The sequence below is a fragment of the Streptomyces sp. NPDC005551 genome, from assembly GCF_042871785.1.
Classification (GTDB): Bacteria; Actinomycetota; Actinomycetes; order Streptomycetales; family Streptomycetaceae; genus Streptomyces.
The window spans coordinates 230439-254617 of the sequence record NZ_JBIAJE010000007.1; the positions used below are offsets into that span (position 1 = coordinate 230439).

Consider the following 24179-nt stretch of genomic DNA (forward strand, 5'->3'; position numbering starts at 1 on the left):
CGGCCGCATGCCCCCGGCCGCACGGCGGGCGCATCCGGCCGGCCACCCCCGGGTCGCGGGAAGCGCGGCGGACGTATCTCCTGAAGAGGGCGGCGGACCGGCCCGCCGAGCACTTCCCAGGGCACCGGACGCCAGGAGCGCTTCATGGCATCGCACCCATCAGAGCGGACCCCCCGACCGCCCGTCGGCGACGGGGGCCCGTCACCTGCCACGACCCCTGTGCCGTTCCACCCCTCACCACGGCGGGGACACCCCGCGCCTTCCCAGGAGAGCGCACCGTGACCGGCGGGGCCGGGAAGAGCGGCGAGCCGACGGCTCAGCCCACGGAGGCGGACCTCCTACGGAACATGCTGCGCGCCCCCGGCTACCTGAGGGCGCTGGTGTTCTCGGCACTGCTCGGCATTCCGGTGTCCCTCGTGGCCTTCGGGTTCCTCGCCGGTCTCCACGAACTCGAGCACCTGCTCTGGGCCGACCTGCCCGAGGCCCTCGGCCGGCACTCACCCCCGTGGTGGTGGCCGCTGCCGCTGCTGCTGATCGCCGGGCTCGTCGTGGGACTGGTCGCCACCCACCTGCGCGGAGCGGGCGGCCACATCCCGGCGTCGGGCCTCCACGGGGGCGGGACGGCACCGGCGACGCTGCCCGGCGTACTGATCGCGGCGGTGGCGAGCCTGCCCCTCGGCGCCGTCCTCGGACCGGAAGCACCGCTGATCGCGCTCGGCGGCGGGCTGGCGCTGCTCTTCCGGGACCTAGCCCGCGCCCCCGCCACACCCCAGAGCACCGCTCTGCTATCAGCGGCCGGTGCCGCCGCCGCAATCGCGGCGATCTTCGGCAACCCGTTGATCGCCGCGGTGCTCCTCATCGAGGTGGCCGGCGTGGGCGGACCGCAGCTGATCGCCGTGATGCTCCCGGCGCTGTTGTCGAGCGGGGTGGGAGCGCTGGTGTTCACCGGGTTCGGCCGCTGGACGGGGCTGGAGACGGGAAGTCTCGCCCTCCCCCTTCCGGAGCCTCCCGCGCGGCTGGACGTCGGGGACGTCGTGTGGTCGGTTCTGATGGCCGTCTGCATCGGCGTACTGCTGCACGCCGTGATCGCGGGCGGGCGGCTCGCCGCCGCGTTCGTGGCGGCCCGCACACTCTCCAGGACGGTGCTCTGCGCGGTCGCCGCGGGTGGCTGCGCGGCTCTCTACGCGGTGATCACGGACCGTTCACCCGTGGAGGTCGCGTCCTCGGGGCAGGCCACGCTGGCCACGATGGCGTCCGATCCCCACGCCTGGGGAGTCGGCGCCCTGCTGGCGGTCGTGGTGCTCAAGGCCGCCGCCTACGCGTTGTGCCTGGGCAGTCTCCGGGGCGGCCCCGTCTTTCCCGCGCTGTTCCTCGGCGCGGCGGCGGGGCTGCTGCTGTCGCCCCTGCCCGGCTTCGGCGTCGTACCCGCGGTCGCCGCGGGCCTGGCGGCGGCCGCGGCGACCGCCCTCCGGCTGCCCGTCAGCAGCATCGTGCTCGTGGTCCTGCTGCTCGGCAGCACCGAGACCATTCCCGTGGTGATCCTGTCGGCCGTGGTCGCGTTCGTCACGACGGAACTCCTGCCCGTCGGCCGGTCGACCCCCACCCCGGCCAAGACCGGACCGTCGTCCCCGGCCGCCGGCGCGGATCGGACCACCGAGGCGTGAGCCGGCGGGCTTCCCGGCGCGATCGGCCGGGCGCGGGGCCCCGGCTGCCGTGAAGGGGGCGTCCGGCCCCGCACTGGTCATCGGCAGGCGATCCGTGGCGTAGGGTGGAGTCAACGACGCGGGGTGGAGCAGCTCGGTAGCTCGCTGGGCTCATAACCCAGAGGTCGCAGGTTCAAATCCTGTCCCCGCTACGCGAAGACGAGGGCCCGGCAGCCGACGCTGCCGGGCCCTCGCGCATGCCGAGACCCCCTCGGGTACGCGGCGGACCGGCCCCGGGCCGGCGCTGCTCAGGCGCCGGCGTCTTCCTCGAAGCTGGCGAAGTACGCAGCGGCCATGTCCTCGTCGCCGTGCCCCTGCGCGGCGGCGCGGGCGAGGCGTTCGGCCCCGGCGGCGGCGACGTCCAGGCGGATGCCGTTACGCCGGCCCGCCTCGACGATGAGGCGGGCGTCCTTGGCGGCCGTGGACACGGCGAAGGCGGGCGGGGTCAGCCGGCCGGTCAGGATGAGGTCCGCCTTGGCGTGCAGGTAGCCCATGTCGAGCGGACCGCCGGCGATCGCGTCGAAGAAGCCCTGCGGGTCCACGCCGAGCGCCTTCGCCAGCGCGAGGACCTCACCGGTCGCGTTCGTGGCCGCGATGACCCAGCTGTTGGCCACGAGCTTGAGGCGGGTGGCGCTGCCTGCCGCGCCGTCCTCGCCCGTCCACACCGTACGGCTGCCGACGGCGTCGAAGACCGGGGTGACGGCCTTCCGTTCCCGGCTCGGGCCCGCGGCCAGGATCAGCAGCTGCCCGGCCTCCGCGGGCTGCCGGGTGCCGAGCACCGGGGCGTCGTAGAACACCAGCCGGTGCTCGCGGGCCAGCGCGGCCAGATCGCCGATCGCGTCGATTCCCGCGGTCGTCGACTGCACCCAGGCCGTGCCGGCGCCGAGGCCGGGAGCCGCCTGCCGCATCACGTCGAGAACGGCCCCGCCGTCGTACAGCATCGTCAGGACGACGTCGGCGTCCCGTACGGCGTCGGCGGGGGTGCCGGCGACGAGCACACCGTCGTCGGCCAGGGGCTCGGCCTTGTCGCGGGTGCGGTTCCAGACCCGGACCCGGTGCCCGGCCCGGGCGAGATTGCGGGCCATGGCTGCGCCCATAATTCCGGTGCCAAGGACGCCTACGGTGAGCTTGTCGGTCATGAGATCAACTTCCTGCGGTGAGTCGTACGGTGGTCGCTTCCGTGCTCCGTCACGGCGCGGCGCGCCGCGCGGGCGGGAGGGGCGGGTCGGCCGGATGCCCGGCTGTTGCAGCGGGTACTGCCGGGACAACCGGTCGATGTCGGCCAGTTCCTCGTCGTCCCGGCGGCTTCGACCGGGGTCCTCCTCTGCTTCAGCCGTGTGTCGGTCGGCCTGCCTGGTACCGGACCGCGCCGGGTATGCCGGGAGACGCCGTTCCACGCTGCCACACGCGGATGGCCGCACACTTCACCGGCCCCGTGTCGTCGGCGGGGGAAGCGACGCGAACGCGGTGGTGGACGAGCCCACCTGACGGCGCGGCAGCTCCAGGTACGCGGTGGTTCCGTGAGCTGGCGGTATCCCGCTCTCGCCCCGAAATGGTTGACGTCAGGACCAACGACTGAAAGAACATCCATGATTTTGCGCAAGACTTGCAGTGGCTGCCAGAGTGACCGACCGCAACCTTCCTGCTCCGCACGGTATTCCGAGCTGCTGCAAACCTCGCCCCTGGAGAGTTCAGGCATGTTCCTCACACGTCGCTTCCCGCTCACCGTCGCCTGCGTGACCGCCGTGGCGGCGCTCCTCACCACACTGACGCCGACTCAGTCCGCCCGTGCGGCCGGGACCGAGGACGGAGACCTCTCCGTGCCCGACTGCGTCCAGTACTACGCGAGCTGGCGGTACACCACGGTCGACAACCGCTGTGGCGCCGAGGTGAGGCTCACCGTGGAGTACACCGACGGCCAGTCCGTCCCGTGCCGGACACTCCGGCCCGGCGACATGGCGACCTACCCCGGCTACGGCCCCCAGCTCAACTACGTCACCGGCCTGCGCGCCTGCCCGCCGGAGACGCCGTCGACGTGACACCGGGCCGGCACACGGCCCTGCCGGGCCGGCCGAGACGCCAAAGCCCGTTAAGGGAAACGCCCGTGGGGGGAAGCCGGGAAGCCGGGTGGCCGCCCCGCTCCAGACTCAGCAGGCGCTCAACCAGTCGTGGAGGCGGCGGTAGTCCGCGTCGGTGAGACCGCGCCCGGGATCAACCCGGTGAAGCAGAGCGCGCCCGCTGTGACAGGCGGCCACCCAGAGACGGTCCCTGTCGGTGATCTCGTCGTCGACCCATGCGAAGGGGCGCCCGGCCGCACGGTCGAGGATCGGACGGGTCTTCCAGTGCAGTCCCATCCGCGCGCCGCGTGCGTCGTCCTCCGGCGGCCCGGCCCGGTCGAGGACGGGCAGGTCGGGCAGCCCGAGCCGCGGCGCGACACACTCGTTCGCCTCTTCCATCCACGTCGTTGCCCAGACCAGCTCGCAGGGCAGACTCCGCAGTTTGGGTCCATGCGCGGGGTCGAGCCGCTCGAGGAGCGGATTCGCGTCGGGCGTCGGAGGACCAGAACTCGACGGGAAGGCCTGCCGCCCGTCGGCCCGCGGACGGGGCGACGACGCGCCGAACGGGATGAGGGGCCCGTCGACGTCGAGAAACAGCACGGGCCACTCCGCGGAACCAGGCACCGACGCAAGATATCCGCTCACCTCCCCCCTCGACGACCCGATCCGGGTCCAGGCCCGTTCCGGGCCGCGGAATGCCGGGCCGTGACTGCTTCTCGGAGCGGAGCCGCACCGTCGCGCGGCCCAGCGGGGGACCGCGTGACGAGCCGGGGCCCCGCCGGGCCGCGGGGACTGGTCGTCCGGGTGAGCGCAGACGGCGAACGGACTGGGCGCCTGTGCTGGGGCGGCCCCGGCGTCACGGCCCGGAGACGTTCAACCTGTGAAGCCGGCGTACCCACCTCACCCGGGCGGTCGTCGCAGGTCACGCACCGCGAGTCGCCCCTCGTCACGGACCTGTCGCCGGATCCGATGCAAATAAGTCACGTCGGAGGGGTTGCCGTCCGGTTCCCTCATTACTTAAATCAAACCCTGAACTAAGTAGCTGCGTACCACCGTTCATGCTGGCCGGGCCTTAAGGTCCCGGTCGGGGAACGCCCTGCGGCGCGCATCTGTTCGGAGAGTTTGTCATGCCTCGAACACGGTGAACGCCGCCCCGCTCTCCTTCACCCGCACGGAGTGGACCAATGAGATTCAGATCCTGGGGGATCGCGCTCGCCACAGCGGCGGCGCTGGTGACCATCCCCGCCCAGACGACACCCGCGAGCGCGGCCGAGGTGCCGCTCTCGCAGGGCAAGACCGCCACCTCCTCCTCCGACGAGAACGCCGGGACCGCCGCCTCGTACGCCGTCGACGGCAACACCGGCACCCGCTGGTCGTCGGCCGGCACCGACACCCAGTGGCTCCAGGTGGACCTCGGGGCGACGGCCAGCCTCACCAAGGTCGTCCTGAACTGGGAGACCGCCTACGGCAAGGACTACAAGATCCAGGTCTCCGGGAACGGAAGCTCCTGGACCGACCTCAAGACCGTCACCGGCGGCGACGGCGGCACCGACACGCTCGACGTCTCCGGACAGGGCCGCTACGTACGGCTGTACGGCGTCTCCCGCGCCACCCAGTACGGCTACTCCCTCTGGGAGTTCCAGGTCTTCGGCGACGCGGGCGGCACACCGCCCGCCGACTGCGGCACGGCCAACGCCGCCAAGGGCAGAACGGCCACCGCGTCCTCCACGGAGAACGGCGGCACGGCCGCCGCGAACGCCTTCGACGGCGACGCCGGAACCCGCTGGTCGAGCCAGGCCTCCGACCCGCAGTGGGTCCAGGTGGACCTCGGCTCGTCCCAGGACATCTGCAAGGTCGACCTGAACTGGGAGGCGGCCTACGGCAAGGCATTCAAGATCCAGGCGTCGGCCGACGGCCAGAACTGGACGACCCTGAAGGACGTCACCAACGGCACCGGCGGAACCGCCTCCTACGCCGTGAGCGGCTCGGGCCGCTACGTCCGCGTCTACGGGACCGTACGCGGCACCCCGTACGGCTACTCCCTGTGGGAGGTCGCCGTGCACACCGGATCGGGCGACGGCACCCCGCCCGTCGAAGGCGGCGGTGACCTCGGGCCGAACGTCATCGTCGTGGATCCGAGCACGCCCAACCTGCAGGACAAGTTCGACCAGGTGTTCAGCAAGCAGGAGTCGAACCAGTTCGGCTCGGAGCGCTACCAGTTCCTCCTCAAGCCCGGCACGTACAACGGCATCAACGCCCAACTCGGCTTCTACACCTCGATCTCCGGACTCGGCCTCAACCCGGACGACACGAAGATCAACGGTGACGTGACCGTCGACGCGGGCTGGTTCAACGGCAACGCCACCCAGAACTTCTGGCGTTCGGCCGAGAACCTGTCGGTCAAGCCGGTCAACGGCACCGACCGCTGGGCCGTCGCGCAGGCCGCGCCGTTCCGCCGCATCCACGTCGAGGGCGGCCTCAACCTCGCCCCGAACGGCTACGGCTGGGCGTCCGGCGGTTACATCGCCGACTCGAAGATCGACGGCACCGTCGGCCCGTACTCGCAGCAGCAGTGGTACACCCGCGACAGCTCCGTGGGCGGCTGGACCAACGGGGTGTGGAACATGACGTTCTCCGGGGTGCAGGGCGCGCCGGCGACCAACTTCGACAGCGGCCCGTACACCACGCTGGACTCCACCCCCGTCTCCCGCGAGAAGCCGTTCCTGTATCTCGACGGGAACGACTACAAGGTGTTCGTGCCCGGCAAGCGCACCAACGCCCGCGGGGTGTCGTGGCCGGCCAACGCGGGCGGTACGTCCCTGCCGCTGAGCCAGTTCTACGTCGTCAAGCCAGGCGCGACCGCCGCCACCATCAACGCGGCGCTCGCCCAGGGGCTCAACCTGCTGTTCACCCCCGGGGTCTACCACCTCGACCGGACCATCGACGTCACCCGCGCCAACACGGTGGTCCTCGGCCTCGGACTGGCGACCATCGTCCCCGACAACGGCGTCGACGCCATGCACGTCGCCGACGTCGACGGTGTACGGCTGGCCGGCTTCCTCATCGACGCCGGACGGGCCAAGTCCGACACCCTCCTCCAGATCGGCGGGGCCAACGCCTCGGCCGACCACGCCGCCAACCCGACCACCATGCAGGACGTGTTCATCCGCATCGGCGGAGCCGGCCCCGGCCTCGCCACCAACTCGGTGGTCGTCAACAGCGACGACGTCATCGTCGACCACACCTGGATCTGGCGTGCCGACCACGGCGAAGGCGTCGGCTGGGAGACCAACCGCGCCGACTACGGTCTCGTCGTCAACGGCGACGACGTCCTCACCACCGGCCTGTTCGTCGAGCACTTCAACAAGTACGACGTGCTCTGGAACGGCGAACGCGGCCGGACGATCTTCTTCCAGAACGAGAAGGCCTACGACGTGCCCAACGCCGCCGCCGTCACGCATGACGGCATCGTCGGGTACGCCGCCTACAAGGTCGCGGACAGCGTCAACACCCACGAGGCGTGGGGAATGGGCAGCTACTGCAACTTCACGTCCGATCCGACCATCGTCCAGCAGCACGGCTTCCAGGTCCCGGTGAAGACGGGCATCAAGCTGCACGACATCCTCGTCATCTCCCTCGGCGGCAAGGGGCAGTACGCCCACGTCGTCAACAACACGGGAGCACCGACCTCGGGATCGGACACCGTCCCCTCGAAGATCACGTCGTTCCCGTGACACCTTCGCCGACCGGCTGAACCGCCGTCGCGCGGTCAGTGACCTGTGGCCCGCCGCTCTCGCGGCGGGCCACATCCGTGCCCGGGGCGGGGATCGGCCGCTCAGCGCCGGAGTTCACCGCATATGCGCGGACGGCCGTCACGGACGCCAGTACAGCGACGGGTCCGGGTGGTCGGTGAAACCGAGTGCGCGGTACAGCGGCTCCCCGTCGGGAGAGGCGTACAGGTCCACCCGGGCGACCTCCCGTTCCCGGAACCAGTCCAGCAGCCCCCGCATGATCGCCCGGCTGTGACCGCGCCGCCGGTACGCGGGATCGGTGACCACCCCGATCACATGGCCGATCCGCCCGTTGCGCAGATGCGGCCCGGGCAGCCGTTGCTCGATCGTCCCGATGCCGCAGGCGCCGAGACCGCCGGCGCCGGGCACGACGAGGATGCGCACGGCGTCCGACGACACCTGGTCCCGGAGGACGGCGGCCAGCGCGTCCCGCCAGTCCCCGCTCCCCGAGGGCGGGTTGAAGAACTCGCCGCCGAGAGTGTCGAACAGCATCGCCCGCAGACGCACCAGTTCGGCGACGTCATCGTGAACTGCTTGGCGCACAGGTGTCATGTAATGAGCGTAGGGTCCATTGGGGGGTTACGTTCAGAGTGTCAGGTGTGCCCTGGCGATCACGCCTGCGATGTCGCCGGCCGGCATTCCGCGCCGACTCCCCAAGAGATTCCTGTGAATCCGAGCGGCGGTTGAACGGACGCGGGTCCGCCTCCGTACAGAAGGTGGCCATGCCGGCCCGGCAACGAAGCGGTAGGAGTACTTCCTTGGGACGCAATACGCGAAGACGCCCAACGGGTGCACGACGCGCCACCTTTGCGGCGGTCGCCCTGATGCTGGGCGGAGGCGGACTGGTAGCGGTGAACGTGTACGCCACGGCCAGCGAGGGGGACTCGGCGCAGCCGGGTCGGAGCCGGACCGATCAGGTGCTGGCAGCGGGAGCGGCCACGATCGACTGCCCGGACGTCGGCAGTCAGCTGACGGCGACGCCCGAGCAGGCGAGGGCCGAGGTCGACACGGAACTCGCCCTGCTGGACAAGCAGATCACCGAGGCCTACCGGCAGTTGCAGGAGGCGACGCGGGACGGGCAGCAGGACGGTGCCTTCGCGGACAACGCCATCATGACTCCGCTGAAGGACAAGCGGGCCGCGACGATCGAGCGGATCGCGGTCACGATCGACCGAGTGGGCGACCGCCCGGCAGGCCTCGAAGCCTTCGCACCCTGCACGCTCCGCGCCTCCGGAAACCAGGACGGCCAGGACAACGGCCAATCCGGCGACCAGAGTTCCGGCGGACAGGACGACAACGGCGGCCAGGACGGTCAGGACGGCCGGAACCAGGGTGACGGCGAGGGCGGACAGCAGGGCGGCAACGGCGGGCAGGCGGGCAACGGCCCCGTGGCCGCCGACTTCCAGGACATCAGGACCGTCCAGCCGAACGTGCGGAACCCGAGCCCGCAGGGCGACGCCTCGCGCGGCACCTTCGCCACCAGCTGCGGCGTCAACGCGGGCGGCCTGTTCAACTCCGACAACGTGATCGTGGCCCCCGGTGTCTCCAACGGCGCCCACCACTTCCACGACTACGTGGGAAACCAGGCCAACAGCGCCTTCGCGAGCGACGACGACCTCGCCAACGCGGACACCACCTGTGCGGACGAGGGCGACAGGTCCTCGTACTTCTGGCCCGTGCTGCGCGTGCAGAACGGCGCCCAGGAGGAGGACGCGGACGCGCCCGGCGGCGGTGTCGAAGGCAACGCCGGCGAGATCGTCACGCCCAAGCAGGTCACGATGACGTTCGAGGGCAGTCCGCGCGGCGAGGTCACGGCCATGCCGAGGCTCCTGCGCATCATCACCGGGGATGCCAAGGCGTTCGTCAACGGAACCGCCAACGCCAACGCGTCGTGGAGCTGCACCGGGTTCGAGGACCGGCAGTTGAAGGACAAGTACCCGCTGTGCCCCGCGGGCAGCGACGTGGTCCGCACCTTCAGGTTCCAGAGCTGCTGGGACGGCCGGAACATCGACAGCGCCAACCACCGCACGCACGTGGCGTTCGCCGACGCCGAGGGCAACTGCGGCAACGGCTTCCGGGCGATCCCGCAGCTGGTGCAGCGCATCGTCTACGACGTCGACGCGCCCAGCCTCGAGGACGGCGGGCGTACGACCCCCCTGTTCGGGGTGGACTCCTTCCCCGAGCAGCTGCACAAGCCCGTGACCGACCACGGCGACTTCATCAACGTCTTCGACGAGAAGCTGATGCGGGAGATGGTGGACTGCATCAACGACGGACGGAAGTGCGGCGCGGGAGCCGGCTCCGGTGCCGGCGAGGACGCGGGGAACACGCCGAAGCCGCCGCCGGCGCCGAAGCCGCCGACGTCGAAACCGACCTCCGAGCCGGCACCGGAGCCGTCCTCCGAGGCCCCCTCCGGCGGTGACGAGCAGGACGACGATCCGGCGGACACCGGGAGCGGACCCGCGCCCGAGCCGTCCGGCGCGCAGACCACGAAGCCGGCCGGCGGAGCGGGCGGCGACCGCGAGGACGCGACGCCCGAGGCCGACACCCCGCCGGAGGCCGACGCGACGCCCAAGGCCGATGCGACGCCCAAGGCCGACACCTCGCCCTCGGCCGTCCACCGCGACCCGGTCACGACGTCGGACGACCCGGGCGCCGAGGAGAGTGCCGTTCCCGGACCCGAGCCGACCCTGCCCGCGGACGGTGATCAGGCGAGCGGTTCACTGACCGAGCCGCAGGCGACCACGGGCGGGCTCGCCGACACCGGAGCCCAGCTGTGGCCGGCGGCGGCCGGAGCGGTTCTGCTGATCCTCGGCTTCGTACTGCTCCGCCGTATCAGCCACCGGTAGGCGGAGCGACGCCCGCCGGGCGGGGTGACGCCCGCCGGGTGGCACAGGCCCGAAGGCGACCGGGACCGCGTTGGGCGGCCCGGTCGCCTTCGACTGTGGGGACACGCACGGGCGGACACGCACGGGCGGGAAGGGCCGGGCGGGAACGGCCGGCCGCCCGGAACCGCCGAATCCGTGATCATCCGATTGCAGGCCGAAAAGATGTTTGAATCGGCGGTTCACATGCACGGCGCACCTGGTGGCACCATGGGCGGCATGGATGTCGCGAGTAGGAACAATGTCGTGGTCACCGGGCGCGAGGACGGGCCGGTGATGATGCTGGCGCACGGCTTCGGCTGTGACCAGAACATGTGGCGCCTGGTCCTGCCCGCCCTGTCCGAGCACTTCCGCGTAGTGCTGTTCGACTACGTCGGTTCCGGCTCGTCCGACGTGTCCGCGTGGAGCGAGGCGCGCTACGGCACCCTGGACGGCTACGCCCAGGACGTGGTGGACATCTGCGAGGAGCTCGACCTGCGGGACGTGACGTTCGTGGGGCACTCCGTCAGCTCCATGGCCGGCGTGCTGGCCGCGGCGCGCGCCGAGGAGCGGTTCGCGAAGCTGGTCCTGCTCGTGCCCTCCCCTCGCTACATCGACGACGGCGACTACAAGGGCGGCTTCAGCGCCGAGGACATCGACGAGCTGCTCGAATCGCTGGACTCGAACTATCTGGGCTGGTCGGCGGCGATGGCGCCGGTGATCATGGGCAACCCGGAGCGGCCGGAACTGGGGGAGGAGCTGACGAACAGCTTCTGCCGCACCGATCCCGACATCGCGCGTGTCTTCGCCCGCACCACCTTCCTCACCGACAGCCGGCCGGAGCTGGCCTCGGTGAAGGTGCCGACGCTGGTCCTGGAGTGCTCCCAGGACGTCATAGCCCCGCAGGGCGTCGGGGCCTACGTGCAGGCGTCCATCCCCGGCAGCCGCCTGGTCACGCTGGACGCGACCGGTCACTGCCCGCAGCTGAGCGCACCCGAAGCCACCGCCGAGGCCATCGTCACCTTCGCGGCGCCGCGAAGGTGATGTGCCGCACGGACCAGGATCCGGAATCGCGCAAGCACAGGGGACAGAGCCCGGAGAACAACGGGACGACCGAAGACGTGCGTCCGTCCGACGCGGCGTTCAACGCGCTGCTGGAGGACGACGTGGAAGACCTGTACGAGAACGCTCCGTGCGGTTATCTGTCCACGCTCCTCGACGGACAGATCGCCAAGACCAACACGACCCTGCTGCGCTGGCTGGGCCGCACCCGCGAGGAGACGGTCGGCCGACTGTACTTCTCCGACCTGCTCACGGTCGGCGGAAAGCTCTACCACGAGACCCACTTCGCACCTCTCCTGCGCATGCAGGGCGAGGTCAACGGCATCGCCTTCGAGCTCAAGGCCGCCGACGGGTCCCGGCTGCCCGTCCTCATCTCCTCCAAGGTGAAGAAGGGCAGCGACGGGCAGGCCCTGCTGATCCGCACGACGATCGTCGACGCCCGGGACCGCCGCGCCTACGAGAAGGAGCTCCTCCGCCGCCGCCGCGAGGCCGAGGAAGCCCGCGCGGAAACTGAGCGGGCCCGCCGGGAGGCCGAGCGCGACAAGGAGCGCCTGCAGAGCGTGCTAACCGTTCTGCAGCGCAGCCTCGTCCCGCCCTCGCTGCCCCAGGCGCCCGGGATGCAGACGGCCGCCTACTACCACACGGCCTCCACGGACCAGCTCGGCGGCGACTTCTACGACGTGTTCGCGCTGGGCGACGGACGCTGGGGCTTCTTCCTCGGCGACGTGTGCGGCAAGGGTCCCGAGGCGGCGGCGGTGACCTCGCTCACCCGCTACACGCTGCGGGCGGCCGCCATGCACGATGCCGATCCCGTCGCGGTACTCAAAACCCTGAACACCGTCCTCCACCAGCACTACATCCGGGGAGACCCCCGCTACTGCACGGCCATCTTCGGCACGCTGACCCCGCACGACGCCGGCGTGACCGTCCGCCTCGCCAGCGGCGGCCATCCCCCCGCGATCCTGATGCGCGCCGGCACCGACGCCGAGTACCTGCCCACTCCGGGCGGTCTGCTCGTGGGAATTCTGCCCGAAGCGCCCTTCAGGGACGTCACCCGCGAGCTGACGGCGGGGGACACCCTGCTGCTCTACACCGACGGTCTGACCGAGGCGCGGATCGGTCCCGAGGGCGCGCGGTACGGTGACGAGGCCCTGCTCGAATTCACCTCGGGCCTGGCACCCGCAAGCCCCGACAAGGCCGTATCGGCCGTCACCACTCTGCTGGAGAGTTTCGGCGACGGTCTGGACGACGACACCGCCGTCCTGGCGATCGGTATCCCCGCACCCACCATGATCGACGAAGAACAGACGTGACAGAACTGACCGCCATCACCCGGAACACCCCGGCCGGACCCGTGATCACCGTCAACGGCGATCTCGACCACTACAGCGCCGGAACGCTGCGTGAGACCATCCGCGACGTGACGTTGCAGCCGGGCCAGCTCCTCGTCCTCGACCTGCAGCGCCTGGCCTTCTGCGACTCCAGCGGCATCTCCGTCTTCGTCGCCGCGCACCGCCAGGTCCTGGCCGCCCAGGCCCGCATGGCACTCGTCGCCGTCCCCGCGATGATCATCCGGACCCTCGGAATCGTCGGCCTCGACCAGGTCCTCGACATCCACCCGGACCTCGACCACGCGGTCAGGTCGAGCTCCGCCTGACGCGCGGAGGCGGCCCGGGGGGCCGGTCAGAGACGGGTGAACGGCTCGGCGTACTCAAAGGTGCCGTGCAGCGCGGGGTCGTACGCCGACAGGGTGCGCACCTGGAAGTACCTCCCCCAGGCGGGATCCGGCGGGGCGATCCGGTGGTCCGTGGCGGTACGGAAGCCGTATCGGGAGTAGTACTCGGGGCTGCCGAGCAGGGCGACGAACGGCTCGCCGAGCGCGTCCGCCGCACCCAGCACGGCGTGCATGAGCGCGAGCCCGACCCCGCGCCGCTGATGATCGGGGCGGACGCTGAGCGGACCGAGACCGAGGGTCGGCGCCGCGCCGACGTGACCACGCGTGCAGACCACATGGCCGATGACCTCCCCGTCGGCGTCGGTCGCCACGAGCGACAGAGCGGGCAGCCAGCCGTCGCAGTCACGCAGGGCGTCGAGGAGTGTCACCTCCACGGGGACCGGTGTGTCCGGCTTGGCGAAGGCGGCGGCCGTGACGGCACGGACGGCGGGAACGTCGGCGGGAAGCTCACGTCGGATCAGCACCGGCACAGTGTGTGGCAGCGGGAACCGGGGCGCAAAGCAATTTGGCACTCACCCGTCCGGCGGAGCGGCGCGCGGGTGGAAACGGTGCCCCGGGCCGGCTCACCGGCATCCGGCGGCCCACCCGGTGACACACCGACGCCTGACCCTCCCTCATGTCGTGGCGCGCGCGGCCGCCTTGGATGGGGTATGCTCGATCTTGAGCGCGCAGCCGGTTTACCCGGGGCCGCGTCTCGCGTCGATGGTCCAAGGAAAGGCGCCCCGCTTCCTGCGGGGAGATGCAGGTGCAAGGCCTGCTCGGCGCTCCACTGAACCCCATCCCGGTTATCCGGGGTGGGTTCTTCGCGTTCCCGGTGGGATCAGCGCGCGGCGTCAGATTCCGGTGCATCGCAAGGCGGAGGATCGTCCTCATGCCGGGCGTATTACGGCGATCCGGCAATGCGGCGAGTTGCCGTGGCTGTCGCCGAGCGCCCGCCGGGGACTGCGGGACAGCCTTCAGCCCCGCGCCAGGGCCTCGACCTCCGGAGGCAGGCTGCCACCGGGTTGGACGGCGAGGAGCAGGAGCTCGTCGGAGGTGTACCGCACCCGCGTCCGAGCGGGCGGGCCGGCTCCGTGCCGTGGCGGCCGGCGGGCCACACCGGCAACCCCGGGACCCTGAAGGACGTGTCGCAGGCATCTTCCTCCGGCCGCCCGATGATCCAGACAGGCCCTACGGCTGCGACAGGGCCTTTCGGACGGCGTCGATGCCGAGAGCCAGGTCCGCGTGGAAGCTCTGGTGGAGGTCGAAGTCCCGGGTCATGTCGACGTAGTAGCCGTCCGGCAGGGTCGAGTCGGCACGCGAGAGGTCGCTGTTCAGTTCGTCGAGCTGGTGGATCATCCGGTGGGTGTCGCTCAGGGACCGCGTGAGGGCCCCGGTGAGCGCGCCGCCCGACCGGGGGAGGGCGTCCGCACCGGGCCGGTGCGCCGCGCGCAGCGCCGCCCGTACTGCCGCGCGCCGGAACTGGGCCAGAGCGAGAGACGCTGCGATCCCGTCGTAGGAGACCTCGTTCGTCCAGGGGTCGTCACGGGCGAGGCCCGACGCCAGGAAGGCGACGCGGCGCGGGACGTCGAGGTCCTTCACCGCGTCGAACATCGGCGCGGCGAGCGCGGCGTCCTGGGCCAGGGCGGCCGCGAACGCCCGGGCGTCCTCCCTGCGGAACTCGTCCCTGGTGGCCCGTGTCCCGGACCTCTCGGCCTCCCGCCGGAACCGCTCCAGGTGAAGGGCGAGCACCGCTCCGAGCCGTACAGCCGCCAGTTCGGCCGCGGGGAACCCGCCGAGCGCCGCCGCACGGCCCCGAGCGTCGCCCTGGGCGAGGCCGGCCGCGTACGCCCGTACCCCGGACGGCACGGGCTCGGCGAACGAGTGCGGGACGGGTGCGCCGAAGGGCGGCACGGGCAGCGAGGGGCGGAGGCTCCACAGCGGCGGTACGGGGGCGCGGCGAGCGGTGGACGCGTCCGCACCAGTGGAGTCGCTCACCTCGTCCAGCCCGGCCCGCAGGTCGAGTACGGGATCCAGTGCGGCGGTCAGCTCGCCCAGCAGTTCCGCGAACTCGACGTCTGCCTCCGCGGACCCCTCGGTCACCCCGGATTCCTCGGTTTCCCCCGGCGGCTCGGCACCGCTGGCCCGCCGCGCCCCCGTCTCCGCTCCGAGCAGCTTGCCGACGTGGCGCAGGGTGCGGTGCACCGTCGGCATCGACAGGCCCAGCTCGTACCCGATCGCCCCCGGCGCGCAGCCGGCCAACCTGAACGCGGTGACGTTGAGTTGGCGCTCGTTCAACTCTCTCAGCGGGGCGAGCGCCACCACCGTCCGGGCCTGGACCAGGGCGTCGGTGCCGGCCTTCCCCAGGAGGGCGGGCACCGCCCCGCGCGCAGGGCGGAACGCCCCGCAGCCGCCGCCGACGGTCATCCGGCACGTCCAGGCCCGCAGCGCCTGCGCGGTGACCACGGGAGTCCTGGTGTCCTCTGCGGATCCGGCCGCGTCCGCCCCCAGCAGGTCCGTCCACCGCCGGGCCACCGTCATCGAGTCCTGGGCGAGTCGCGCCGCCTCGACCAGGTCCGTGCCCCGCAGCAATGACAGGGCGATGAGCGGCCCCGCATGCGCCCGGTAGTAGTCCCCGAACCCGACCCCGCTGACGGACGGAGTATCTGCCGGATCTGTCGCCATTGCCCCAACCCCCTTGCGCCTACGGTCACTTGTGGTTTCCGCCGGAGTTCAAGGTAGTGGCTCGACGCACGGGGACGGCTGCCCGAGGATTCCCGGGGTTGCAGCCGCGGGGACGCAGGGCGGCACCCGGCCGCCCTGGTGGTCAGGGGGACTGCCGGCCGGCCGGGCCGTCGGTGAGGGCGAGCAGGACCGTGGTGCGCTTGCCCGCCGGGGCCGGCTGCACGTCGTAGTTCAGGCAGACCGCCAGGACTATCTCCAGCCCGTGCTGGCCGATGCGGGCGGGATCCGGCTCACGGGGGGTCGGCAGGGCCGGGGCGCCGTCCCACACGGTGATCTCCAGCCTGCCCTCGACGACCCGCAGATCCAGCCGGGACGGGCCGGGGGCGTACCGGCAGGCGTTGGTGATCAGTTCGCTCACGACCAGTTGCGTCATACCGACCGCCCGGGGTGAGAGGGGTACGCCGTGGTCCGCGTGCACGCGAGTCAGATAGGCGGTGGCGAAACGGCGGGCGGCACCGATGCAGCGGGTGTCTCCGTCGTAGGCGGCGCACGCCGCCGGGGCGGAACGTGCGCGCGAAGCCTTCTGTTCGCTGTAGTGCGCGGTCTGGTCCATACGGTCGCCTCGCGTTGCCTTGGTCACATGGCCCCGTTGGACGCGTACCCCTTGAGCGCGCCTCCACGTGACTGTCTGGCCGGTCTTTCGCCTCGGCAGCGAGGCCGCGGATCGGTCCAGGCTGATGGTGAGATTAACAGGCGGCCGGTTGACACCTGTGCGACAGTTCCGTTTGCGTGGACGCAGCATCAGCGGATCCGCCGCTGGAGACGATGAGGGAGATGGCATGAGTGCCGCCCGTCTGGTCATCTCCCGCCACGTCACCCCACAGGGCGTGAGCGTTCTGAAGATGGCCGGAGAGATCGATTTCAACACTGTGGGGGAGTTCCGCCGGGCGCTGGCCGACCGTGCGAACGCCCCGCGGCACTGCACGGTCGTGGACTTCAGCGGGGTCACCTTCATGGACTCCAGTGGGATCAACGTCCTGGTCGCCGCGCACCGCGACGCGGCCGCGGGTGGCGGCTGGCTCCGGCTGGCCTGCCTGCCGGTCGGCGTCCACGACGTCCTGCACATCGTCGGCCTGGACGAAGTGCTTCCGCTCTACCCGACGCTCGACCTCGCGCTGACGCCCTGAGCCCCGTCCGGCGCGCGCGGGTTCAAGACGGACACTCCGGCCGCCGCGGAAGCACCGGGACGGCGGCGGCCGCCTCCCGCACCGGGCCCCGACCGCAGGGTCCGCCCGCCGGTCCCGGCGGGCGGACCGGGACGGCGTACGGAAGCGGGGCGCGGTGCCGGCGGGCGCGGCCGGCCCCGTGCAGCGCCGGGGCGCGGCGCCGCGATCAGTCGGACCGGAGATTCTCCAGCGTCGACTTCGTGTCGGTCTTGAGCCAGCCCGCGACGTCGGTGACCTCGGCCGGTGTCGCGCCGTAGGAGGACGCGTACGCGTTCCAGTTCATCTGGTACGTCATCCAGCCGTCCCGCACGGCGAGGATGACCGACCTGCTGCCGCTGGTCGAGGAGCCGGACGTGGTGTCCTGGGTGACGAGGTAGGCCTCGTCGCCGAAGCCGCTGACCTTGTCCACCTCGTAGTCGTCGTAGCGCTCGTCGTACTCGGACCACAGCGCGGTGAACTCGGCGGCGGGGTCCGTCTCCTTGTGCAGGTCCATCTGGACCGAGAGGTAGGCGTCCGAGTAGGACGAGGCGGAGGACTTCTTCAGGGAGATGCTGCAGTAGCTCTGGTCCAGAGCGTCGTGCTCCAGAGAGTTGTGGGTGGGGGAGGAGTCCTCCTCGGTGTACTCGGTCCTGACCGACGAGTAGTCGACCGCGGAGCAGAGATTGGCCTTGGCCCGGTACCCCGCCAGATCCGGCGTGTCGCCGTCGCCCAGGTCCAGCAGGAACACCCCGCCGGCCCACAGGGCGGACGCGATCAGCGCCCCCACCGTCGCCCACGCGAAGGCGTGCCCCGCCGTGCCTCTTCCTCCGCCCGGCGGTGGCGCGGCGGGCTGGACGAAGCCCGGCCCTCCGTAGGGGTGGTGCTGCGCCGGCACGGAAGCGGGAGGCGGCCCGAAGCCGCCCGGCTGCTGGAGGGTCGGGTCGGGCTGGGCGGCAGGTCTGGGCGGTGCCGCCTGCCGCGGGGTTTCCGGCTGCCCTCCGGGTGCGGTCGGCGGCGCGGGCACGGTGGGGCCGCCCGGGCCGCCGGCATCGGCGGGCGGGGCCGGCTGGGCCTGGGCGTGGGGCTGGGCCTGGGCGTGGGGCTGGGCCGGAACGTCGTCGGGCCGGTCCTTCATCATTTCGCTCCTTCTCCGTGGTCGGTGGAGATGCACTGAGCCCGGGGTGTGACTCCTCGGGCCGCGTTGCCCGCCGTCGCGCGGACGCGGCCGGCAAGGTCGGGACGGGCGAGATCGGACCGGCTCGGCGGCGGAGAACATCTCCGGTGGGCTCCGGGACCCGATGACGGAGCCGGGGTGCAACAGGCGCAGATCGCTCAACCAGGCGATTCTAGACGGAAGTTCGCCAGGAGGCCGCTGTCCGGAACTGTTCGCGGGGAAGCCGCGTCCTGGAACTGTTCGCCTGCGGCACCGCGCCCGCCCTTCGGCCGCCCGGTCCCGTACGGAACCAGGTCCTCGGCAGGGGAGTGAACGATCCGGCCGGGCGGCGGAGCGGGCCGGGCGGGAGAGCCGGGGACGGAACCGGCGAGGCGGGAATGCGACGGCCGGAGGTGCTGTTACACCCCACAGCTGACATGCGCGGGTCAAGAGCCGCAGATGTGGGCGGAAGGAGGACCCTCATGGCACGCACCAGCGAGCGCCCCGTCGTCACCCTGAGGTCGACGGCCGGGACCGGCGCCACCTATGTGACGCGCAAGAACCGCAGGAACGACCCCGACCGGCTCGTGCTGCGCAAGTACGACCCGGTGGCCGGCCGGCACGTCGACTTCCGGGAACAGCGCTGAACCACGGCCGGCGCGACCACGCGAACATCCCCGAGGAAGGACATCACATGAAGCCCCGCATCCACCCCGAGTCCCGCCCGGTCGTCTTCCGTGACCGCGCCGCGAACGTGTCCTTCCTGACCCGTTCGACCGCGTGGTCCGCCAGTACCGTCGCCTGGGAGGACGGCAACGCCTACCCGGTGATCGATGTCGAGATCTCGTCGGCGAGTCACCCGTTCTACGCCGGGAACTCGCGGGTGCTGGACACCGCCGGCCGCGTCGAGCGCTTCGAGCGCCGCTACGGCCGCGCGACCGCGGCCCGCCGCTGACCGCAGGCCCCGCCCCGGGCGAGCGGCCCGGCGCTGACCGCCCGCCCGGCCCGGGCGGGCAGGAGGAGAGCAGAGCGATGAAGGTGCGCAGGTCCCTGCGCTCACTGAAGTCCCTTCCCGGGGCTCAGGTGGTCCGCCGACGCGGCGCGACCTTTGTGATCAACAAGAAGAACCCGCGCTTCAAGGCCCGCCAGGGCTGACGCGGTCCGCACAGCCCGGATCGACGGTCCGGGGAGCTCGTGACGGAGCGCCTGAACCCGGTAGGGTTCAGGCGCTCCGTCATTCCCGCAGATCATGCCGGGACCCGCGCCCGCGGACGCACGACAGGACCCGCGGCGGCGGGGCGCACGACAGGACCCGCGGCGCGTGTGCGCGGCCGCGGGTCCCTCGGCGGTCGGCTCAGCCGGTGGCGCAGGTCCTGCCGCTGAGGCTGAACGCGGTCGGAGCGGTGTTCGTGGCTCCCTTGGCAGCGGTGAAGCCGACGGTGACGGATCCCTTGGCGGGCACGGTGGAGGTGTAGGCGGCGGGGGAGACGCTCACCGCGCCGCCGTTCTGGGTCGGGGTGCCTCCCCACATGTTGGAGACGGTCTGGCCGTTGGCGAAGGCGAAGGCCAGCGTCCAGCCGTTGATGGCGGTGGTTCCGGTGTTGCGGACGACGATCTCGCCCTGGAAGCCGCCGGGCCACTCGTTGACGACGCGGTAGCCCACGGAGCAGCTCACGCCGGGTGTGCCGCCGTCCTTGTCGGTGGTGACCTTCACGGTCGCCGAGCGGGCGGAGCGGTTCCCGGCCGCGTCGCGGGCGTACACGGCGAACGTGTAGGCGGTGTCCGGGGTGAGACCGGTGACGGCGGCGGTGTTGGTGGCGGAGGCCGCGACCGCGGACTCGGTGTCGCCGCTGACGCGGACGATGTCGTAGCCGGTGACGCCGACGTCATCGGTGGCGGCGGCCCACTTGAGAGTGACGGAGGTGGCCGTCACGGCGGAGGCGGTCGGGGTGCCGGGGGCGGTCGGGGCGTGGGTGTCGCCCTGGTTGCCGCTGTAGACGGTGGCTTCCCGGGAGGTCTGGAGGATGCCGTTGGCGCCGTGGAAGATGCGTTCGCCCCAGGAGCTGAGCCGGCCGGGATCGAAGTCGACCGCCAGGTCGAGGATCGGGTCGGTGTTCCCGCTCCAGGACCAGGCGAGGTAGCCGAGCCGGAGCCGTTCGGCGGCGGCCATCATGGTGTCCTCGTCCGGGTCGCCGTACTGGTCGGGCGGCCCGCCGAACTCGCCTATGAGCAGGGGCAGTCCGGCGTCGACGAAGGCCTCGAGGTAGTCGGTGACCTTCTGTGCGGTGTTGTAGACGCTGTACATGTGGATCGAGAAGATCAGATCGCCGGTCGGGTCCGCGTCGTACACGGACTGGGCGTTGGCGCGCATGACGCCCTGCCAGTCCTGGCCCCAGTTGGGCGCGTCCACCATGATCGTGTGTGTGAACCCGGCGTCGCGGAGCTTGTGGACGGCGGCGATGGTGGGCGCGGTCCAGCCGGCGGGGTCGGTGTTGCCCCAGGGCTCGTTGCCGATGTTGATGATGACGTGGTCCTCTTCGCCCTGGAGCACGTCTTTCAGGCTTGTCCAGTAGTCGGCCGCCTGGTCGAGCGAGCCGGCCGCGCTCTCCTCGCCGTAGCCGGTGGTGTCGTGGACCTCGAGTACGCAGATGAGCCGGTTTGCCTTGCACTGGGCGATGACGGCGGTCACGTCCGCGGCGCTGTTCCTGGTCCAGCGGTGGCCGTTGGACAGGACGACGCGGACGGTGTTGGCGCCCAGCGCCTTGATGTCGGCCAGTGACTGCGTCTCACCCGGATACCAGGTGTGGGCGTGGTTGACGCCGCGCATGACGAAGTCGTTGCCGTTGCCCTCCAGGAGGCGGCCGTCACTGATGTGCAGGCCGGTGGCGAGGGCGCCGGCCGGCTGGGTCTGCGCCCGGGCGGGGACCGGGTTGAGCGCACCGAGCAGGACGAGGCCGAGCACGGCGGCCAGTCCGGTCAGCAGTGCCTTGACGACGTTCCTTCGTGCCGTTCTTCTTGTCGGTCTCACTGCGACTCCAGGGAGTAAGGATCAAGAACCAGAGCACCGGCGCAGGTGTGGGAGCGCTCCCATGAAGCCACTCAGTCAGGATCACGTCAAGATGTCGCGCACGGGTGACGGGGCCGCGGTCGCGCGCCGGGGGTGTCGGTACGGGGGCTGCCGGACGCGCTTCCGCTGGTACCGGGGCTCGTGCCCGGCCAGGCCCGCGCCCGTGGCTTCCTAGAATTCGTCCGTGACGAACAGAGCGGGACCGCGGCGGGGCCGCAGGCCGGGAAGCCCCGACACCCGGGCGGTCATTCTCGCGGTCGCGCGGCGCCGCTTCCTGGAGGACGGCTATCACGCGGTCACCCTGCGGTCCGTCGCGGCCGAGGCCGGGGTCGACCTGGCGCTGATCAGTTACTACTTCCGTTCCAAGAAGGGGCTGTTCGGAGCCGCGCTCGCGCTGGGTGCCAACCCGGCCGAGGTCCTCGCCCGGCTCCTCGACGAAGGAGACCTGAGCACGCTGCCGGAACGGGTCGTGCGGCAGGTCGTCACCGTCTGGGACGATCCGGTGTCCGGTCCGCCGTTGCTTGCGATGCTGAGGAGCGCGGCCGCTGACGAGGCCGTCGGAGAGCTGCTCAAGGAGGCCGTGGAGCGAGAGATCGTCGACCGGATCGCGGCGCTCCTGCCGGGGAGGAACGCGCGGCAGTACGCGGGCGCCTTCACCGCCGTGGTCGCCGGACTGATCACCACCCGCTACCTGCTGCGCCTGGAGCCGATCGCCTCCATGAGCGCGGAGGACGTGGTCCGTCGGGTGGCACCGCAGGTGCGGCTGGCCCTGCGCGGTTCACCGCGCCCGCCTGCCGCGGCGCGTCGTATGCGATGACCGTTCGGCACGCCTGCGGCGCCGTCTCCGGTGTGCGTCGTATGCGATGACCGGTCCGCACGCCTGCGGCGCGCCGTCTCCGCCGCCGTACCCGAGGTCTCGCGGTACGTCCGCCGGACGCGAGCCGCCCGGAGTGGGCGCGGCGCCTGTACGGAACCGGCCGGTGCCTCCCCTGCCCGGAGCCGGCGCGGGCCGAGCGGGGGAGACGCCGGCCACGACTTCACCGGTACGAGTGCTGCTCCCGCGCGGTGGCCGTGCCGGAACTCTCCCCGGCAGGACCGGACTTCGTGTCCTCGTCGGACGACGAGAGGCGACCGGACGAACGGAGCAGCACGGCGACGGCGAGGGCGGCGAACGCGGCCGCCCCGGCGGCACCCAGGAGCGCGACGCGCATGCCGTCGGTGAACGCGTTCGTGGCCGGACCGGCGACCGCGTCGCCCATGGTGTGCGCGGCGGCGAGGGAGGACCGGGCGGCCTCCACCGCGTGCTGCGGCAGACCGGGCAGTTCGAGCCGGTCCCGGTAGGCCGCGCCGAGCAGGCTGCCGAGAACGGCGATTCCCAGTGCCCCGCCGAGTTCACGCGCCAGGTCGTTCATGGCGGACCCGATGTTCTGCAGGGAACGCGGCAGCGCGTCCGTGATGCACGTCGTGGCAGGCGTCATGGCCAGCCCCATGCCGGCGCCGAGCGGTACGAGACCGGTGGCGATGAGCCAGTACGGGCTGGACTCGTCCAGCCGGGACAGGACTCCCATGCCGGTCGCCACGGCCACCAACCCGGCCGTCCACGGACCCCGCAGACCGAACCGTGCCACCAGACGAGGTGCGGCTCGGGCGAGCGGGATCAGGCACACGGCCATCGGCAGCATCGCCACCGCCGCCATGAGAGCGCTGTCGCCGCGCACCAGTTGCAGGTACTGCATCATCACGAAGATGAAGCCGAAGAACACGAAGAACTGGAGCGTGATGGACAGCGAACCCGCGGTGAAGTGCCGGTTCAGGAACAGCCGGGGGTCCAGCAGAGGATGCTTCCGGCGCAGTTCGAAGAACACGAAACCGGCCAGGACCAGCAGGCCGAGCGCCACCCCGCCGAGCGTCGTCGCGCTGCCCCAGCCGCGGGTCGGAGCCTCGATCACCGAGTAGACGAGGACGACCAGTCCCAGGACCGCGAGGAGTGCGCCGCCGATGTCGAGGGGCGGCCGGTGCGCCTCGGCCGACTCGGGCACGTACAGCAGTGTCCCGATGAGGGCGGCCAGCGCCAGAGCGACGTTCAGCAGGAACACCGAGGGCCACGACCAGGTCTCCAGCAGCGCACCCGTCGCGAACAGGCCCACGAGCGCGGCGGCTCCCGCCACGGCTGCCCAGACGCCGACCGCGCGGGCCCGCTGAGCGCGGGGGAAGGTGCTGGTGATCGTGGACAGGGTGGCCGGCATGACCAGCGCGGCACCCGCGCCCAGCAGCGCCCGCAGGCCGATCAGCGTGGCCGGGTCGGTCGTCAGCGCGGCGGCGGCGGACCCGCCGCCGAAGAGGGCGAGCCCCGCGAGCAGCGCCCTGCGGCGGCCGAACCGGTCGCCCAGAGCTCCGGCGGGCAGCAGGAGAGAGGCGAAGACGAGGCTGTACGAGTCGATGATCCAGGACAGTTGGGTCTGTGTGGCGTGCGTCTCGCGGGCGAGGTCGGGCAGGGCGACGTTGAGCGAGGCCATGGCGGCGACCACGGTGCCCAGGGCGAGGCACGTGACGATGAGAACCAGTTGGTGACGTACGGCTGGAGGGGGTCCGGCGGCGTGAGCGCGGATGGACGACATGTCGCCCTTCTTTCGTCGAGGCGTTCCGGGAGATCCCGATGTCCGGGGCTCCACAGTCAGCCGTACGCCCGCCGATTTCCATGCTGATGAATTAAGGGAACGGCGCAGGGACAGCCGCTGCGGAACGGCGTCCGTCGGGATCCGGGACCGGACGGTCCTGGTGAGGACCCCGTACCGCAGGACGCGGAGACCGGCTCCGTACGACGGTCCGTGGGCCTTCGCCACCCAGGACCCTGAAACGTCGGGGCGGCGTTGAATTC

General features: G+C 71.6%; 21 protein-coding genes and 1 tRNA gene. 13 read left to right on the plus strand and 9 right to left on the minus strand.

The genetic code is table 11. From position 1 onward, the window contains the following. Window positions 1–347: 347 nt before the first annotated feature. Both ACFYP4_RS21685 and ACFYP4_RS21690 read left to right on the plus strand, forming a co-directional pair. Window positions 348–1664 carry a chloride channel protein gene (locus tag ACFYP4_RS21685; protein ID WP_388787610.1) on the plus strand — a complete coding sequence of 439 codons (1317 nt, stop codon included), beginning with the start codon at window positions 348–350 and terminating at the stop codon, window positions 1662–1664. Between the two features lie 117 nt (window positions 1665–1781). Beyond that, window positions 1782–1855, plus strand: a tRNA-Met gene (locus ACFYP4_RS21690). A 96-nt stretch (window positions 1856–1951) separates the two neighbouring features. Here the strand turns inward: ACFYP4_RS21690 and ACFYP4_RS21695 are convergent. Beyond that, the gene (locus ACFYP4_RS21695) at window positions 1952–2842 is read right to left on the minus strand and encodes an NAD(P)-dependent oxidoreductase (RefSeq protein ID WP_358853193.1); all 891 of its coding nucleotides are present in this window, start codon (window positions 2840–2842) and stop codon (window positions 1952–1954) included. Between the two features lie 558 nt (window positions 2843–3400). On the opposite strand from ACFYP4_RS21695, the gene ACFYP4_RS21700 reads away from it, so the two are divergent. Beyond that, window positions 3401–3742, plus strand: a complete 342-nt coding sequence (locus tag ACFYP4_RS21700; RefSeq protein WP_358853194.1) for an alpha-amylase — start codon at window positions 3401–3403, stop codon at window positions 3740–3742. 108 nt (window positions 3743–3850) lie between these two features. Here ACFYP4_RS21700 and ACFYP4_RS21705 read toward each other — a convergent pair whose 3' ends face one another. Further along, window positions 3851–4384, minus strand: coding sequence for an HAD domain-containing protein (locus tag ACFYP4_RS21705; RefSeq protein ID WP_358853195.1), 534 nt, complete (start codon window positions 4382–4384; stop codon window positions 3851–3853). Window positions 4385–4944: 560 nt separating this feature from the next. Between ACFYP4_RS21705 and ACFYP4_RS21710 the strand changes: the two genes are divergently transcribed. Beyond that, window positions 4945–7494, plus strand: a complete 2550-nt coding sequence (locus ACFYP4_RS21710; protein WP_388787191.1) for a discoidin domain-containing protein — start codon at window positions 4945–4947, stop codon at window positions 7492–7494. A 138-nt stretch (window positions 7495–7632) separates the two neighbouring features. On the opposite strand, the gene ACFYP4_RS21715 is transcribed toward ACFYP4_RS21710, so the two are convergent. Beyond that, the gene (locus tag ACFYP4_RS21715) at window positions 7633–8103 is read right to left on the minus strand and encodes a GNAT family N-acetyltransferase (RefSeq protein ID WP_388787194.1); all 471 of its coding nucleotides are present in this window, start codon (window positions 8101–8103) and stop codon (window positions 7633–7635) included. A 170-nt stretch (window positions 8104–8273) separates the two neighbouring features. Between ACFYP4_RS21715 and ACFYP4_RS21720 the strand changes: the two genes are divergently transcribed. The 4 genes from ACFYP4_RS21720 to ACFYP4_RS21735 all read left to right on the plus strand — a co-directional run bounded on the left by ACFYP4_RS21720 (window position 8274) and on the right by ACFYP4_RS21735 (window position 13134). Then, the gene (locus ACFYP4_RS21720; protein ID WP_388787197.1) at window positions 8274–10400 is read left to right on the plus strand and encodes a DUF1996 domain-containing protein; all 2127 of its coding nucleotides are present in this window, start codon (window positions 8274–8276) and stop codon (window positions 10398–10400) included. A gap of 255 nt (window positions 10401–10655) precedes the next feature. After that, window positions 10656–11459, plus strand: coding sequence for an alpha/beta hydrolase (locus tag ACFYP4_RS21725; protein ID WP_358853199.1), 804 nt, complete (start codon window positions 10656–10658; stop codon window positions 11457–11459). Further along, window positions 11459–12790: a PP2C family protein-serine/threonine phosphatase gene (locus ACFYP4_RS21730; RefSeq protein ID WP_388787200.1), complete on the plus strand. Its 1332-nt coding sequence runs from the start codon at window positions 11459–11461 to the stop codon at window positions 12788–12790. Before ACFYP4_RS21725 ends, ACFYP4_RS21730 begins: the two co-directional genes overlap by 1 nt. After that, on the plus strand, window positions 12787–13134 hold the full coding sequence (locus tag ACFYP4_RS21735; protein ID WP_358853201.1) for an STAS domain-containing protein: 348 nt from the start codon (window positions 12787–12789) through the stop codon (window positions 13132–13134). The genes ACFYP4_RS21730 and ACFYP4_RS21735 overlap by 4 nt, the downstream gene beginning before the upstream one ends. Before the next feature lie 26 nt (window positions 13135–13160). On the opposite strand, the gene ACFYP4_RS21740 is transcribed toward ACFYP4_RS21735, so the two are convergent. From ACFYP4_RS21740 to ACFYP4_RS21750, 3 genes are all read right to left on the minus strand, one after another. Then, entirely contained in the window at window positions 13161–13676 is a 516-nt protein-coding gene (locus tag ACFYP4_RS21740; RefSeq protein WP_388787203.1) for a GNAT family N-acetyltransferase, read from the minus strand. Window positions 13677–14382: 706 nt separating this feature from the next. Then, a complete protein-coding gene (locus ACFYP4_RS21745; protein ID WP_388787206.1) occupies window positions 14383–15876 on the minus strand; it encodes a hypothetical protein in 1494 nt (497 codons plus the stop codon). Window positions 15877–16018: 142 nt separating this feature from the next. Then, complete coding sequence (locus ACFYP4_RS21750) at window positions 16019–16489, minus strand: ATP-binding protein (RefSeq protein WP_358853205.1); 471 nt, start codon at window positions 16487–16489, stop codon at window positions 16019–16021. Window positions 16490–16715: 226 nt separating this feature from the next. Here ACFYP4_RS21750 and ACFYP4_RS21755 point away from each other — a divergent pair, with 226 nt between their 5' ends. Then, a complete protein-coding gene (locus ACFYP4_RS21755) occupies window positions 16716–17063 on the plus strand; it encodes an STAS domain-containing protein (RefSeq protein ID WP_358853206.1) in 348 nt (115 codons plus the stop codon). Between the two features lie 205 nt (window positions 17064–17268). Here the strand turns inward: ACFYP4_RS21755 and ACFYP4_RS21760 are convergent, their stop codons facing one another. Further along, window positions 17269–18219 (minus strand): hypothetical protein, encoded by a 951-nt coding sequence (locus ACFYP4_RS21760; RefSeq protein WP_358853207.1) that lies wholly within the window; start codon window positions 18217–18219, stop codon window positions 17269–17271. Window positions 18220–18716: 497 nt separating this feature from the next. On the opposite strand from ACFYP4_RS21760, the gene rpmG reads away from it, so the two are divergent. The 3 genes from rpmG to ykgO all read left to right on the plus strand — a co-directional run bounded on the left by rpmG (window position 18717) and on the right by ykgO (window position 19389). Further along, window positions 18717–18881, plus strand: a complete 165-nt coding sequence (gene rpmG / locus ACFYP4_RS21765) for a 50S ribosomal protein L33 (RefSeq protein WP_358853208.1) — start codon at window positions 18717–18719, stop codon at window positions 18879–18881. Between the two features lie 47 nt (window positions 18882–18928). Beyond that, the gene (locus ACFYP4_RS21770) at window positions 18929–19189 is read left to right on the plus strand and encodes a type B 50S ribosomal protein L31 (protein ID WP_388787211.1); all 261 of its coding nucleotides are present in this window, start codon (window positions 18929–18931) and stop codon (window positions 19187–19189) included. Between the two features lie 77 nt (window positions 19190–19266). After that, the gene (ykgO, locus tag ACFYP4_RS21775) at window positions 19267–19389 is read left to right on the plus strand and encodes a type B 50S ribosomal protein L36 (protein ID WP_358853210.1); all 123 of its coding nucleotides are present in this window, start codon (window positions 19267–19269) and stop codon (window positions 19387–19389) included. Between the two features lie 199 nt (window positions 19390–19588). Here the strand turns inward: ykgO and ACFYP4_RS21780 are convergent, their stop codons facing one another. Next, window positions 19589–21262 carry a cellulase family glycosylhydrolase gene (locus tag ACFYP4_RS21780; RefSeq protein WP_358853211.1) on the minus strand — a complete coding sequence of 558 codons (1674 nt, stop codon included), beginning with the start codon at window positions 21260–21262 and terminating at the stop codon, window positions 19589–19591. 223 nt (window positions 21263–21485) lie between these two features. Here ACFYP4_RS21780 and ACFYP4_RS21785 point away from each other — a divergent pair, with 223 nt between their 5' ends. Beyond that, window positions 21486–22118 carry a TetR family transcriptional regulator gene (locus ACFYP4_RS21785; RefSeq protein WP_358853212.1) on the plus strand — a complete coding sequence of 211 codons (633 nt, stop codon included), beginning with the start codon at window positions 21486–21488 and terminating at the stop codon, window positions 22116–22118. 220 nt (window positions 22119–22338) lie between these two features. On the opposite strand, the gene ACFYP4_RS21790 is transcribed toward ACFYP4_RS21785, so the two are convergent. Next, window positions 22339–23919 carry an MFS transporter gene (locus ACFYP4_RS21790; protein WP_388787216.1) on the minus strand — a complete coding sequence of 527 codons (1581 nt, stop codon included), beginning with the start codon at window positions 23917–23919 and terminating at the stop codon, window positions 22339–22341. Window positions 23920–24179 lie beyond the last annotated feature (260 nt).